Annotated in this window: 11 protein-coding genes; 3 read left to right on the forward strand and 8 right to left on the reverse strand. The window is 68.1% G+C overall.

The features are described from left to right. Positions 1-657: 657 nt before the first annotated feature. On the reverse strand, positions 658-2,196 hold the full coding sequence (locus tag ACQP1O_RS00780) for a DUF2142 domain-containing protein (protein ID WP_433564029.1): 1,539 nt from the start codon (positions 2,194-2,196) through the stop codon (positions 658-660). A gap of 62 nt (positions 2,197-2,258) precedes the next feature. Next, the gene (locus ACQP1O_RS00785) at positions 2,259-3,230 is read right to left on the reverse strand and encodes a glycosyltransferase (RefSeq protein WP_433564030.1); all 972 of its coding nucleotides are present in this window, start codon (positions 3,228-3,230) and stop codon (positions 2,259-2,261) included. A gap of 96 nt (positions 3,231-3,326) precedes the next feature. On the opposite strand from ACQP1O_RS00785, the gene ACQP1O_RS00790 reads away from it, so the two are divergent. Beyond that, positions 3,327-3,824: a GtrA family protein gene (locus ACQP1O_RS00790; protein WP_433564031.1), complete on the forward strand. Its 498-nt coding sequence runs from the start codon at positions 3,327-3,329 to the stop codon at positions 3,822-3,824. Between the two features lie 123 nt (positions 3,825-3,947). Beyond that, the gene (locus tag ACQP1O_RS00795) at positions 3,948-5,843 is read left to right on the forward strand and encodes a glycosyltransferase (RefSeq protein WP_433564032.1); all 1,896 of its coding nucleotides are present in this window, start codon (positions 3,948-3,950) and stop codon (positions 5,841-5,843) included. 200 nt (positions 5,844-6,043) lie between these two features. Here the strand turns inward: ACQP1O_RS00795 and ACQP1O_RS00800 are convergent, their stop codons facing one another. Beyond that, the gene (locus ACQP1O_RS00800; protein WP_433564033.1) at positions 6,044-6,892 is read right to left on the reverse strand and encodes an SDR family oxidoreductase; all 849 of its coding nucleotides are present in this window, start codon (positions 6,890-6,892) and stop codon (positions 6,044-6,046) included. A 264-nt stretch (positions 6,893-7,156) separates the two neighbouring features. Between ACQP1O_RS00800 and ACQP1O_RS00805 the strand changes: the two genes are divergently transcribed. Then, complete coding sequence (locus ACQP1O_RS00805; RefSeq protein WP_433564034.1) at positions 7,157-9,760, forward strand: alpha/beta fold hydrolase; 2,604 nt, start codon at positions 7,157-7,159, stop codon at positions 9,758-9,760. On the opposite strand, the gene ACQP1O_RS00810 is transcribed toward ACQP1O_RS00805, so the two are convergent. The 5 genes from ACQP1O_RS00810 to wzt form a co-directional block, all read right to left on the reverse strand. Then, a complete protein-coding gene (locus tag ACQP1O_RS00810) occupies positions 9,761-10,408 on the reverse strand; it encodes a response regulator (protein WP_433564035.1) in 648 nt (215 codons plus the stop codon). It lies immediately after the preceding gene. Next, positions 10,396-11,724: a sensor histidine kinase gene (locus ACQP1O_RS00815; protein ID WP_433564036.1), complete on the reverse strand. Its 1,329-nt coding sequence runs from the start codon at positions 11,722-11,724 to the stop codon at positions 10,396-10,398. Before ACQP1O_RS00815 ends, ACQP1O_RS00810 begins: the two co-directional genes overlap by 13 nt. Positions 11,725-11,778: 54 nt before the next feature. After that, a complete protein-coding gene (gene rsgA / locus ACQP1O_RS00820) occupies positions 11,779-12,885 on the reverse strand; it encodes a ribosome small subunit-dependent GTPase A (RefSeq protein ID WP_433564037.1) in 1,107 nt (368 codons plus the stop codon). A gap of 227 nt (positions 12,886-13,112) precedes the next feature. After that, positions 13,113-14,036 (reverse strand): galactofuranosyltransferase GlfT1, encoded by a 924-nt coding sequence (gene glfT1, locus ACQP1O_RS00825; protein WP_433564038.1) that lies wholly within the window; start codon positions 14,034-14,036, stop codon positions 13,113-13,115. After that, complete coding sequence (gene wzt, locus ACQP1O_RS00830; RefSeq protein ID WP_402764149.1) at positions 14,033-14,854, reverse strand: galactan export ABC transporter ATP-binding subunit Wzt/RfbE; 822 nt, start codon at positions 14,852-14,854, stop codon at positions 14,033-14,035. Before wzt ends, glfT1 begins: the two co-directional genes overlap by 4 nt. Positions 14,855-14,858: the final 4 nt, after the last annotated feature.

The following is a 14,858-nucleotide window of genomic DNA, read 5'->3' on the forward strand; positions in this document are numbered from 1 at the left end:
CCGGGCCCAGTCCTGCGAATGCAATCCGGGTAGCGGATCGATAACCGGAGCGGAGATCGACAGCAGCGCATGCCGGGCCCGAGTGCGGGCGCGTACCCGATCCAGGATGGTGAGATAGCCCCCCCGATCCCGAGCGCATCGGTTCGAAATCGAAGTGAATACCGTCGAATCCGAGATCGAGTACCTGCGACGATGTCGTGACGACTTGATCGCGAGTCCCCGGATCATCGGTATTCGGACCGTCTAATTCGGGAGTGAGCACATCGCCGAGCCACGCTTGTACGCGAATTCCGGGCAGCGTCCGATGCACGGCCCCGAGGAACCAGCGGGCCTGTGGATAGAGCTCGGGAGACAGCGTGCCGTCGTTGTCGAGCGGCCCGGTGTGCACGTAGAGATCCTTGATTCCGGTCCCTGCCAGCAGAATTCCCAGCTGGGCGATATCGGCGTCGGATTTACGGCCGTCGACCCGGGCGTGCCCCAGCCGGACGGCGTCGTGGCCGCGGGGTGCGGGCATCGCCCCGCAGTGCGCCGGCATCCCGCAGGCGCAGGAACACTGCGGCCGTCGCGACGGGAGTCAGCAGGATGGCGACAAATGATCAGCAACACCACGGCAATTCGCCGCCCGCGACCATCGACGCCATCGGACTCCCCACCGGGTCATCCCCAGACGATAGTCGAATACTTGATCACCGCAGCGATGAGCGCCACCGAGGTGGCCGCCACCACCGTGATCGCCGCGCCGCGCACCGGGACCCGGCCCGCGGCGTCGGTGAGCCGCAGCGGCATCCAGCGCAGCACCACCGCCAGGCCCAGCACCGCCAGCGGCACGAAGTAGCGGCCCTGCACCCCGTCGATGATGAAGTAACCGACCGGCGTGAAGGACATGTACAGCGTCACGTAGATCATGGCCACGCTGGCCGCGATGGTCAGCAGCACCAGCCAGGTGCGCGTGCGGTCCGCGCCGCGCGCCGTGAAGCGCTCGGCCGTACCGATGCTCATGGTGAAGGCCAGCAGACTCGCCAGGATGGTGAGCGCGGGCACCTCGACGTACGAGAAGCCGAGCTCGCCGAAGAACTGGGTGAACCAGTGCTGGTCGCGGCGGGCGATGCTGTCGCCGAATATCCGCAGGAAGTGCAACGGATCGGTGAGGATGCCGTGCAGCTGGTCGCCCGGACGCACGGTGCCCCACTGCTTCTCGGGCCGCATCAGGCTCATGCCGTCACCGGTCGGGGCGGCGATCTTCATCCACACCGCGAACGAGATCGCGCCGACGCCCGCGGCCGCCCACGGCAGCACCCGCTGCCACGCCGCGATCCGCTCGGTGCCGCCGAAGCCGAAGCGGCGCACCGGGATCAGCACGGTGAGCATGGCGATCAGGACGTAGGTCGGCTTGCACACCGGCAGCAGCACGGTGGTGGCCAGCGCGGCCACCGTCTCCGGCCGGGTCAGTCGTTCGCCGAGGAACAGGCCCTTCACGACCAGCGCCGACACCAGCAGGGCCAGCGCGTTGGTGACGGTGTCCGCGGTGACGGTCCCGGCCTGGAACAGCGCGATGGGCAGCACCGCGACGGTGAAGGCCAGCCACTGCACCCGGTGCCCGCGCAGCACGCGCAGCGCGAAACCGACGATCACCAGGTAGGCGATCAGCCCGGCCCAGCGGGTGGCCAGCACCATGCCGCCGACACTGAGGTCGAACGTCTCGGCGATGCGGATGCCCGCGGCGGGCGGCAGGTACGGAACGGGGGAGTAGGCCGCGGTATTGGTGAACCACACCTGCTTGGTCTGATCGGAGACCGCGGCCCCGCCGAGCTGGTCGTAGACGTGCGGATCCTCGACCATGGGCTCCGGCTCGTCCGGGTTGTCCTGATAGTCGTTGAAGGCGTAGCTCATCAGCGCGTCGATGCTGACCGGCACGTCGCCGCCCCACGCGGGGCCGCGATCGTCGTGGATCTTCTCGGGCAGCAAGCCGCCGTGCGCGATCTGATAGGCCCGGCCGAACTGGGTGATCTCGTCGTGGCCCCAGAACGGGGGCGTCAGCACCGACCACACCGCACCGAAGATGCCGGCGATCAGCACGAAAACCACGGTGGCCGAACCGAAGCGCCGCTCGATGCCGATCACCGCACGCCGCAGCCCGGCCGCCTTCGGCGCGGGAGCGGCCGATGCCGGTGCCGTGATGGTCGTGCTGTCGTTCACTTCGGTAACCACGGTGTCCGATTCTGCTTTGCCGTCGGGATTCTGCCCGGCAAGCCGCACCGTCATCGCAGCGAACCGCCCGGCCGGGCATCGGGGCCGGTCTCGCCGACCGCCGAATAACGCAGGTACATCAGGCGGGCGGCCTCGTGCCGGGAGCGGCGGATGCCGTCCAGGATCAGGCCGGCGGTCCAGGCCAGGCTGCCGAGCAGCAGCAGCGTGAACCCGAGGAACAGCGTCGGGAACCGCGGGACCTGGTGAATCTGATAGAACTCGATCACGATCGGCGTGATGAGGATGACCGAGACGATCCAGGCCAGCGTGCCGAAAAGGCCGTAGAAGGCGACCGGCCGCTCGTGCCGGGCCAGGCCGATGATCAGGCGCAGGATCTTGAAGCCGTCGCTGTAGGTGCGCAGCTTGGACTCGCTGCCCGCGGGCCGATCACGGAATCCGACCGGAACCGCCGTCTGCGGGACCCGCAGATGCTGCGAGTGCACGGTCAGCTCGGTCTCGATCTCGAACTCCCGCGACACCGCCGGGAAGGACTTCACGAATCGGCGCGAGAAGACCCGGTAGCCGCTGAGCATGTCCTCGACGTTCTCGCCGAAGACCTTGCCCACCACACCATTGAGGATCTTGTTGCCGGTCTCGTGCCCGGCCCGGTACGCCGAGCCGGCCTCGACCTCGCGGCGCACGCCCAGCACGTGGTCGTACGGGCCCGACAGCAGGGTGCGGATCATCTCGGGGGCCGCGGCGGCGTCGTAGGTGTCGTCGCCGTCGACCATCAGGTACACATCGGCCTCGATGTCGGCGAAGGCCCGCCGCACCACATTGCCCTTGCCCTTGCGGTTCTCGGTCCGCACGATCGCCCCGGCCGTGCGCGCCTTGTCGGCGGTGGCGTCCGTGCTCAGGTTGTCGTAGACGTAGACGACTATGCCCGGGACGGCGGCCTTGAGGTCGGTGACGACCTTCGCGACGGCGGCCTCTTCGTTGTGGCACGGCACAATGGCGGCAATACGAAGCTCGGTGGAGTCCACCCGGTCAATCCTCTGATCGGAGGCGAATATGAACACCGGGAGGTTACCCGACCTTCACAGGTATGGGGGTGCGGCGGGTTGCGGTACCGTCGGCCGGTGCCTGCGAACGAGTCCACGGCGGTGGATGAACCCACCCCGAATGCCTCTCTGACCGGCAAGGTCCGGGCCCTGCTGCAGCGGGGCGGGGCATTTCTGGTGGTCGGCGCGATCGGCTTCGTGGTCGATGCGGGCACCTACAACCTGCTGGTCTTCCTCGGCGGCGAGGGCCCGCTGTTCCACGCCCCGCTGGTCGCCAAGATCATCTCCATCGGGGTGGCCACCGTGGTCACCTATTTCGGCAACAAGTGGTGGACCTACTCCGACCACCGGGGCGATACGGGGGTGCGGCACATCCTCGTCTACGCGCTGCTGAATGTGTTGGCCATCGGCCTGCAGCTGGGGTGTCTCGGATTCTCGCGCTACGTTCTCGGACTGGACAGTCCGTTGGCGGACAATGTTTCCGGGACACTCATCGGCCAGGCGGTGGCCATGGGCTTCCGATTCTGGGCCTACGGGAAATTCGTCTTCGCCGGAACACACGAGGACGACCGTTAGCGCGGGTTCGCGCTGCCGCGGCGGATAGCGATTGATATTCTCGCCCGGCCGAGCAAGACAGTGGCGGTGCGACCACGTCGGATGAGCCGGTGTCTCAAGTATTCAAAGGATGTCGAGGGATTCATGGATGCGTCGGCTGGGCAGGCCGTGACCGAAACCGAAGACCGGGAGAACGCTGAGGAGGCTCCCACCACCCTGCGCGCGGAACACACCGCGCCGGAGCGGCTGGTGCTGGCCCGCGGCATCTTCTGCGGACCCGCGCCGAAGATCAGCGACGACCTGTACGCGGTGGCCAAGGGCAAGGTCACCCGCGATCGGCAGACGCTACGCCTGGAAAAGGGCGCGTCGGTCAACACCAACACCTACTTCGGGCGCTTCGCCGCCGCCTACTGGCAGCGCTGGACCAAGGTCACCGAGGTCGAGGTGGGGATGACCCTCGAGGCGACCGGCAAGGTACGGATCCGGCTGGCCGCCTCCGATATCGCCGGGCACCGCCGGGTGGTCGACACCGCGGTGGTCAAGGAGACCGGCCGGGTGGTGCTGCGCGCAGCTCTGGACATGTACATCGACGGCGGCGCGCTGTGGCTCGAGATCGAGGCCCTCGGCGGCGAGGCCGTGATCACCGATCTGGAGTGGACCGCGGCCGCGCCCGAGCAGGTGCGCCCGGTGGCCATTGCCATCTGCACCTTCAACCGCGCCCAGGACTGCGCCAATACCGTTGCGGCCCTGGCCTCCGACCCGACCGTGCTGTCGCTCCTCGACGCCGTCTACGTGGTCGACCAGGGCACCGACCTGGTGCAGGACCAGACGCTGTTCACCGAGACCCAGCCGATGTTCGGCGACAAGCTGCGCTACATCCGGCAACCGAATCTCGGTGGCGCGGGCGGCTTCACGCGCGGCCTCTACGAGGTGTCGGGCGCCAACGAGCACGCCGACGTCATCCTCATGGACGACGACATCCTGTGCGAGCCGGAAACCGTGCTGCGGCTCAACGCCTTCGCCAATCTGACCGTGGAACCCACCCTGGTGGGCGCGCAGATGCTGTTCCTGTTCAACCCCGACTACCTGAATGTCGGTGCGGAGGAGACGAATCTGGGCAAGCTGCGCCACGGCCAGAAGGTGGCCAAGGCGCTGCGCAATACCAGCATGCTCAAGAAGCACCAGGAGCGCCGCGTGGACGCCGGCTACCAGGCCTGGTGGACCTGCCTCATTCCGGCCGAGGTGGTCAAGAAGATCGGGCTGCCGGTGCCGATCTTCTTCCAGTGGGACGACGTGGAATACGGCCTGCGCGCGCGGGAGAACGGTTTCGTCACCGTCACCCTGCCCAACGCCGCGGTGTGGCACGCCGACTTCTACTGGAAGGACTTCGACGACTGGGCGCGCTACTTCTCCTCGCGCAACTCGCTCATCGTCTCCTCGCTGCACCACGACCTGGACGCGAAATCCATTACCCGCCAGCTGCTGCGGGAGATCGGTGAGTACCTGGTCGGCATGCAGTACGGCCTGGCGCACACCACCCTGCAGGGCATCGAGGACTACCTGCGGGGTCCGGAGATCCTGCGCGACGGCGGTATCGAGGCGCTGGCCAAGGCCCGCGGCTCGCGCTCGGACTACCCGGAGACCGTCAAACATCCGGCCGCCACCTCCCCGGTCCCGAACGCGCACCTGCACGTTCGCCGCGCGGGCGGTGAGCCGAGCCACCCGCTGCTGGTGCTCTACAAGCGCGCCATCAGCCAGTGGACCGGCCGCGTCATCCCCGGCCCGGTCGCGGTCACCCGCGAGGACGCGCACTGGTGGCACGTCGGCCTGTTCAACCACGTGGTCGTGACCGACGCCTCCCAGTCCGGCGTCCGGGTCCGCGTGCGTGACAAGGAAACCGCCCGGCGCCTGCTGATCCGCACCGTCCGCGTGCTCCGCCAGCTCCGCAAGGACCTCCCCGATCTGCAGCGCCGCTGGCGAGCCGCCATGCCGGAACTCACCAGCCGCGAGAACTGGGAACGCCTCTACGGAATCGACTAGCGGCCAGGATATTCGCCTGACCATGGCCCGGGACCCCCTGTCCCGGGCCATGTTTCGTCTCAGCGGCGCCCCAGCCCTTGGTTCGCACCTGTTACGAGGGCAATGCTCATGTGTCCGGTCAAACTCCCACGAACGCACGTATTCCCTTGTGTGCCAAATGGCCTCGGCTGAGCGAGCTCAGCCGAGGTAGCCGATCGAGGTCAGAGGAACAGGTCCGTGGTGAGCGGGCCGTCGCCGGGCACCACGCGGTACTTGTCGAGATCGGTGATCCCGTGCGAGGCGAGGACTTCGTCGTCGATGAAGAAGTTGCCGGTGGTGTCCTTGGCGGGCGAGGTGAGCACCAGGTAGGCGGCGTCGGCGTAGATGTCCGGGGTGCGTGAGGTGGCGACCATCTCCTCGCCGCCGAGCAGGTTCTTCACCGCCGCGGTGGCGATGGTGGTGCGCGGCCACAACGAGTTCACACCGATCCCGTACTTGCGCAGCTCCTCGCTCAAACCCAGTGTGGTGAGCGACATTCCGTACTTGGCGATGGTGTAGCCCAGCGCCGTGCCCGCCCACTTCGGATCCAGGTTCAGCGGCGGCGACAGGGTGAGGATGTGCGGATTGCGACCGGCCTCGGCGGATTTCCGCAGCGCCGGAATGCTGAGCTTGGACAGCAGGAAACTGCCGCGGCAGTTGATGTCCTGCATGAGGTCGTACTTCTTCATCGGCAGGGACTCGGTCGGGGACAGATCGATGGCCGAGGCATTGTTCACCACCATGTCGATGCCACCGAAGCGCCCGACGGTCTGCCGGACCGCGTCCGCCACCGCCTCGTCGTCGCGCACATCGCCGAGGTACTTCAGCACGGTGCCGCCCGCCTGCTCCAGTTCGGCCGCCGCGGTATGAATGGTGCCGGGCAATTTCGGATGTGGCGCATCGGTTTTCGCGATGATGGTGATGTTCGCACCGTCGGCCGCCGCCCGCTTGGCGATCTCCAGCCCGATGCCGCGACTCCCGCCCGACATGATCATGGTCCGGCCCGCCAGCTGCTTCGATGCGTCGGTCATAGTCCGCTCCCGTCTGCTGTGTGTCGCCCCGGGTTCGATCATCCGCGTCTCGGAGGCCGAGTGGGGCGGAAATTCTCCCAACTCGAACAGTAGGTGAGAAATGGTCTATATGCAACAAGGTGCATATAGGTAGCGCTGGCACTACCTCCGCCGCGGTACCGGGCGCGACCTCGGTCGGGGTGCGCGGGGCATGGGCCGCCGGTCCCCGCGTTCCTAGGCTCGAACTGGCCGGAGAACCCGGCCTGAACAGGAGGAATGTCTTCCATGAGCGCATTGCGGCGCCCGCGCGGCCGGATCGTGCTGGCCGGTTTCGGAGTGCTGGCGGTACTCGCGGCCCAGGCGTGCGGCACCGAATCCCGAAGCGGTGAGCCGGCGCGCAAGGAGCTGTACCGCACGGTCACACAGGCCCTCGACACCGTGATCCGCAGCGGCTTCCCGGGTGCGCAGGTCGTCATCGACGGCCCCGGCGGCCATCACGTCCTCACCGCCGGCGCCGGCGACCTGGGGACCGGCGCACCCATCCCCGACAATGCCCGGGTCCGGATCGGCAGCAATACCAAGACCTTCGTCGCCACCGTGGTGCTGCAACTGGCCGGTGAGGGCAAGGTCGAACTGGACGCTCCGATCGAGCGCTACCTGCCGGGCGTGGTGCGGGGCAATGGCAATGACGGCAACCGCGTCACGGTCCGGCAGCTGCTACAGCACACCAGCGGCCTGCCCGACTACCTGGCGGGCGGCCGACCCGAGCCGACGCCCGTGCCCGGCTTCCCGCAGCTGAAGGCCGACGCCGACGGAATCCGCTGGGGCCATTACGAACCCGCGGACCTGGTGCGCATCGCCATGTCCATGCCGCCGCGCTTCGAGCCCGGCGCGCGCTCGGTCTACACCAACACCAACTACATCGTGCTGGGCATGCTGATCGAAAAGGTCTCCGGCCGCCCGGCGGCCGCCGAGATCGGCAGCCGCATCCTGGAACCGCTGGGTCTGCGCGACACCTACTTCCCGGACGCGCGGGAGACCGGCATCCGGGGCCCACATTCGCGGGGGTATCAGGAAACCGACGGCAAGCGTATCGATTTCACCGACCTTGACCCGTCCTGGGCCGACACCGCGGGCGCGATGGTCGCCACCCCCGCCGACCTGAACCGCTTCTTCACCGCCCTGCTCGCCGGGAAACTGCTGCCCGTGGCCCTCTTGGACGAGATGAAACAGACCGTCCCCTGGGACCGCGGCGAACCCGGTTCCGGCTATGGGCTCGGTCTGATCCACCACCCGGTCTCCTGCGGCAAGCAGGTGTGGGGCCACGGCGGCAGCATCCCCGGCTTCGGCACTCGCAATGGCGTGGCCTCCGACGGCACCGCCGTCGTGGTGACCGTCAATCAGCTCGCGACCGATGATGCCGGCTCCGACGCGGTGTCGAAGCTGTTCGATGCCGTCATCTGCGATCGCGCCACCGCGGAGCCCTTGGACAGCTACCACCACCAGACGCTCACCTGGAAGTCCTGCGATGCGCCGGGCCTGGACGACATGGGCGCGCAGTGCGCCGATGTCACCGTGCCGCTGAATTACGCCGAGCCGCAAGGCCGCACGATCACCGTCGCCATCTCGCGCATCCCCGCCACCGACCCGGCCCGGCGGCGGGGTGTCATACTGTCCAACCCGGGCGGTCCGGGCGGCGCGGGCCTGGACTACTTCGTGGACACGAGCAAAGCCATGACTCCCGAGGTCCGCGCCCGCTACGACCTGATCGGGATGGACCCGCGCGGTGTCGGCCGCTCCTCGGCGGTGAACTGCCACTGGCCGCACGGATTCGGATTGCAGTTCGCAGGCATCGATGCCGCGGGTTTCGCCGAATCCGTCGCCGACCAAGCCGATCTGGCGGCGCGCTGCGCCACGGCGGAAGGGGATCGCCTGCCGCACTTCACTACTCGCAATACCGCTCGGGACATGGATGTGATCCGTACGGTGCTCGGCGAAACCAAGATCAGCTATGTGGGCACCTCCTACGGCACCTATCTGGGTGCGGTGTACATGCAGATGTTCCCGGAACGTTCCGACCGCATGGTGCTGGACGGCAGCGTGGACCCGGACCGCTACGGTGCGGTCGGCATGGTGCAGGACATGGGCTCACCCAACGAGGCCGCGCTCGATACCTGGGCGGCCTGGACCGCACAGCGCGACGGCGAATATCACCTCGGCACGACCGGTGCGGCCGTACGCGGTCTGGTCGAGCGGCTGATCGAACACGCTGCCGCCCAGCCGATCCGGATCGGCGACTACGACCTCGACGCGCATTCCCTGCCATTGGCGCTGTACATTGCCTTCGATTCACCGCACGGCTACGGTCTTGCCGCGCAACAGATCCGGGAGCTGGCCGACGCCGCCGCCGGGAAACCGATACGGCCGGACGAGGATCTGGCGGGCAAGCTGGCCATCATCCTGCGCGCGCAGCCGCGCGACATGTCACCCCAGATGGCCATCCTCTGCGGAGATGTCGGCGCACCCCGCGACCCCGACTGGTACCGGCGCAATATCGAAGCCTCCCGCGTCACCCAGCCGGTCTTCGGCGCGATGGCGAACAACATCACGCCGTGCGCGTTCTGGGCCCCGCCCGCCGAATCCCCCACTGCGATCGGCAATTCGGTGCCGAACCTGATCGGCCAGGCCACGGGCGACACCCGCACCAACTATGGCGGAGCACTCGCCATGCACCGGGCGCTCACCGGCTCTCGCATGGTTACGTTGCAGGACGTCGCCATCCACTCGATCCTCGGTCGCTACCCGAATTCCTGCGTGTACGACGCCGTGAACACCTACCTGGCCGACGGCACCCTGCCCGCTGCCGACCTCACCTGTCGCGACGACTGATCATCCGGCATTCAGATAGGCGAGGACGGCCAGCACCCGCCGATGGCCCACCTCGTCGGCGAACAACCCCAGCTTGGCGAAGATGCTCCGAATGTGTTTGAGCACAGCGCCTTCGGTGACCACGAGGCGCTCGGCAATGGTGGCATTGTCGAGCCCCTCGGCCATGAGTGCCAGCACCTCGCGTTCGCGCGGGGTCAGCGCGGCCAGTGGATCGTCGGTCTTGCGCCGCACCAGCAGCTGCGAGATCACTTCCGGATCCATGGCGGTCCCACCCTCGGCGACCCGCCGCAGCGAATCCAGGAACCGATCCACCTTCCCGACCCGCTCCTTGAGCAGGTATCCGATCCCGCCGGCCCCATCGCCGAGCAGTTCGGCGGCATAGCTGTCCTCGACCCAGGCCGAGAGCACCAGCACCGGCAGGCCGGGGTGAATCTCGCGGGCCCGCACCGCGGCTCGCAATCCGTCATCGGTGAAGGTGGGCGGCAGCCGCACATCCACGACCACGGCATCGGGCCGATCGGCGGTCACCACCGCGAGAAAATCGTCCGCATTGTCGACCGCGGCGACCACCACGATCCCCGCCGTCTGCAACAGCAGCGCCAGCCCCTCCCGCAGCAGGGCATCATCCTCGGCGATCACAACCCGCACGGCAGCCCCACCCGCACCACGGTAGGCCCACCCGCCGGACTGCTGAGCACCATCCGCCCGTCCAGCGCCTCGGCCCGCCGCCGGATCCCGGCCAGCCCGCCACCCTCGGTCTCCCGCGCCCCGCCGACCCCGTCATCCAGGACCTCGACGGTCAGAAGCCCGGCATCACCTCCGAGGGAAACCCGAAGACGTTCGGCCCCGGAATGTTTGGTCGCGTTGGTGATCGTCTCGGAGATGACGAAATACGCCGCCGCCTCGACGGCCGCGGGCCAGCGTGGCCCCGATCTGCTCGAATCCGGTACCTCGGTCGTGCCCGGGCGCAGCGCGGCAGTACCGCCGAGAGCGAGTTCGACCGGAATCGGGGAGCGCGCGGCCAGCGCCGAAATCGCGCTCGCCAGACCACGATCCGCGAGCACCGGCGGATACACGGTCCGCACCACATCTCGGAGTTCGGCCAACGCGGCCTCGGCCGTGTCCTGCGCCTTGCGGACCAGGTCGGACGATGCGGCCGGATCCCGTTCGCGCAGCTGGTCGGCCAGCCCGAGCTGCATGATGACCGCCGCGATCCGCGCCTGTGCGCCGTCGTGCAGATCCCGTTCGATGCGCCGCAGTTCCGCCCCGTGCGCGTCGAGCGCGGCGGCCCGGGTCGCGGTCAACTCCGCCACCCGCACCGCGAGCTCGGTGCCCGGCGCCGGACCGAGCAGCGTGCGCGCCAGCAGCGCCTGCCAGCGGGCCACCGTGGGCAGCCGGAGCACCAGGGCCGCCAGGGGAATCGCGATGAGGGCGCTGAGCCCGGCCAGCGGCCAGGAATCGACCACGAAGCCGAAGCTGTCGACGGTGCCCGGCGGCACGATCTGCCAATACACCGGAATCGCCAGCTGATTCAGCACACCCGACGGCAGTCCGATCGAGAACAACGCCACCACCATGCCGGGCACCCCGTGCACGCACAGCCACGCGATATCCCGGCCGTTCGCCGGATCCCGGAAGGCACCGGCCAGCCGTTGCCGCAGCCCACCGGTCATCGGCCGATACGCCACCACGATCGGCGCGCCCAGCCGCTTGCCCGCCCGCCGCCGTTCGAACTCGGTCAGCGGCCGGATCAACCGCAGGTATTCGGGAATCGCCGGAATGCCCACCCCGCCGAGGCTGGTGGCCGCCACCACGAACAAACCGACCGTAGCGAACGTGGCCGCCATGCCGGTAGCCCCGCCGACCAGCAAATAGCCGATGCTCCCCGGCAGCGCCCGCAGCCGACCCGCGACCCAGCGCCGCACGGCCACGGGACCGTGCTGCGGCATCGGGTCGGCAGTCATCCCACCAACCTACTGACCGCGGGATCGGCCCGGTCGTGGAGATCCGCCGGGCGGTCAGCGTTGCTTGCCGCCACGCTCCTTGTACATGCGTCGCTGGTCCTTGTTGATCTGCTTCCACACCTTCGTCCGCTCGGCGCGCATGCGCGCGTCGCCGCGGGCGGCCAGCCATTCGTTCTCGCGGCTCAGCTTGCGGTAGCTGTCCAGACGACGCCGGGGGAGCGCGCCGGACTCGATGGCCGCCAGCACCGCGCACCCCGGCTCGCTCTCGTGCGAGCAGTCGGTGAAACGGCATTGCCCGGACAGGGATTCGATATCGCTGAAGGTCCGCCCGAGCCCCTCGGCGGCATCCCAGAGCCCGACCGACCGCAACCCCGGGGTATCGATGAGGGTGCCGCCGCCGGGCAGTGGCCGCAGTTCGCGGTGCACGGTGGTGTGGCGGCCGCGCTTGTCGCCCTCGCGAACCGCGTTGGTGGCGAAGACTTCCGCGCCGAGCAGCGCATTGGCGAGGGTGGATTTGCCCGCTCCCGAGGGCCCGATCAATGCCACCGTGCCGGAGAGCAGCGAGGTCAGCACATCCATGCCGACACCACCGGTGGCGCTGACCGCCACCACGGTGACGCCCGGCGCGGCGGCTCGGACTTCCTCGATCGGAATATCGTGCGCCAGATCGGCTTTGGTGAGCACCACGGTCGGCTGGGCGCCGGATTCCCAGGCCAGCGCGAGCAGCCGCTCGATGCGCCCGAGATCGACATCCCCGTCGCCGGCGGTGCACACCAGTACGGTGTCCACATTCGCGGCCAGCACCTGATTGGCCGATTTGGCGCGGGCATCGGGCTGCCCGGACACGGCGGCCCGGACGATGGCGGTGCGGCGCGGCAACAGGGCCCGCACCGTGCGCCCGGCGTCGATGGCCACCCAGTCGCCGGTGCACAGCCCACTGACCTCGGAATCCGAGCGGGGGAGCCGGGCCCGCACCACCGCGGCCGTCAGGCGGCTCTGGTAGTCGGCGGTGGGAAGGGGTGCGGCGATATCGCATTCACTGCGATCCATGCGGATCACGCGGGCCGGAATCAGATCGTCACCCAGCAGTGGCCGGTAGTCGGCGGCGAGGGAGGTGTTCCAGCCATAGGGAACGAGCAGGTCGAAATCGACCGAAGACATGTGTGGAGTCCTTTGCCGGGCCGAGTCCGAATCACGGACTCAGCGAGAGGAATTCGAGGTGGATGCGCGTGGGGCGAACACTCGTCCGGGCACGGCAATCCGCACTGCCGTCGTCACGTAACTCCACCTCCCATCTCTCCTCATGCCGTCACCGTGGTGACCGCGCCGAACAAGAACGGGGACAACCTTGTCAGGCTGTCCCCGTCGGCGCAACGTATTTTTCCCGGTCAGGATTTCGGCTTGTCGAACTGCTCGCGGCGGCCCATCCGCTGCAGGCGCAGCCACTCCATCAGCCCGGCCGGATCCTTCTGCTGGATCAGGAAGAACCATCCGAAACGGGCGACCTCCTGCGGCAACAGTTTTCGCATGCCCGGCTGCGCCATCAGGTAGCCGCGGTTGCGGTAGGTGAAGTGCCGCTTGATCGGGTCGTCCGGGTACTGGGTGTGCATGCGCCCGCCCAGGATCGGCTTGAACTCGGCCGACCCGTTCGGGTGCAGGTACGCGGTCTGCAGGCAGGTGCCGAACGGCAGCCCCGAGCGCACCAGCCGCCGGTGCACCTCCACCTCGTCGCCGCGCACGAACAGCCGCAGATCCGGCACACCGATCTTGTCCACGGCCTCGGCCGAGATCAGCGCACCGTTGAACAGCGAGGCGATCCCGGGTAGGAAGTCCTCGTCACCCAGCTCCGACCGCAGTCGCCGCCACACCACGCCCCGGCGCAGCGGGAAGGCCAGTCGATCCGGGTCGTCGATATCGGCCACCACCGGCGACACCTCGACCAGCCCGTGCCGCTTGGCGCAATCGAACAGCTTGGCGAGCACGTCCGGACCCTCGGGGCGGCCGTCGTCATCGGCCAGCCACACCCAGTCCGCGCCCATGGTGAGCGCGTGCAGCATGCCGAGCGCGAACCCGCCCGCGCCGCCCAGATTGTGTTCCGAACCGACGTACGTGGTTTCCATGGGCTGCTGCTTCACCAGCTCGCCGACCTCGGCCTCATTGCCGTTGTCCACCACGATCAGGTGGTCGATCTGCCGGGTCTGGCTGCCCAGCACCTTCAGCGACTCGGCCAGCTGCTCCCGGCGTTTATGGGTGACCACGATGGCGACGATGCGCGCATCATCGCCGTACACGGGGGTGGACTGTTCACTCATGCGGGATTCCGTTCCGGTTCACGTTCACGTTCCAGATCCCGCAGCACCTGCGCCACGTGATCACCCGCCTCCGGGCCCTCGTAGGCTCGCACCACATCCTCGATGCCGCCCTGCATGCGAATCTGCCCGTGATCGATCCACATCGCGGAATCGCACAGCTGGGCCAGGAATTCATTGGAGTGGCTGGCGAAGACGAGAATGCCCGAACGCGAGACCAATTCCTGCAGCCGGACCCGGGCCTTCTTCATGAACTCCGCGTCGACCGCGCCGATGCCCTCGTCGAGCAGCAGGATCTCCGGATCGATGGACGTGACCACGCCCATGGCCAGGCGCACACGCATACCCGTCGAGTAGGTGCGCAGCGGCATCGCCAGATAGTCGCCCAATTCGGTGAACTCGGCGATCTCGTCGATCTTGGCGAGCATCTGCTTGCGACTCTGCCCGAGGAAGAGCCCGCGAATGATGATGTTGTCGTAGCCGGAGATCTCCGGGTCCATGCCCACGCCGAGATCGAAGACCGGAGCCACCCGCCCGCGGATGCGCGCGCTGCCGCGGGTCGGTTCGTAGATGCCCGAAAGCAGCCGCAGCAGTGTGGATTTGCCCGCGCCATTGTGGCCGACCAGGCCCACGCGGTCGCCCTCCTTCAGCGACAGCGTGATATCCCGCAGCGCCTCGACGACCACCACATCGGATTGATTGCGTCCGATGGCGCCGCCGGCCGAACCGAGCACCGCCTTCTTCAGCGATCGGGATTTGGCGTCGAAGATCGGGAATTCCACCCACGCGTTCTGGGTCTCGATACTCACATGGTCGGTCATTGAG

This window comes from Nocardia sp. CA-151230 (assembly GCF_050942175.1).
In the GTDB taxonomy this organism is placed as follows: Bacteria; Actinomycetota; Actinomycetes; order Mycobacteriales; family Mycobacteriaceae; genus Nocardia.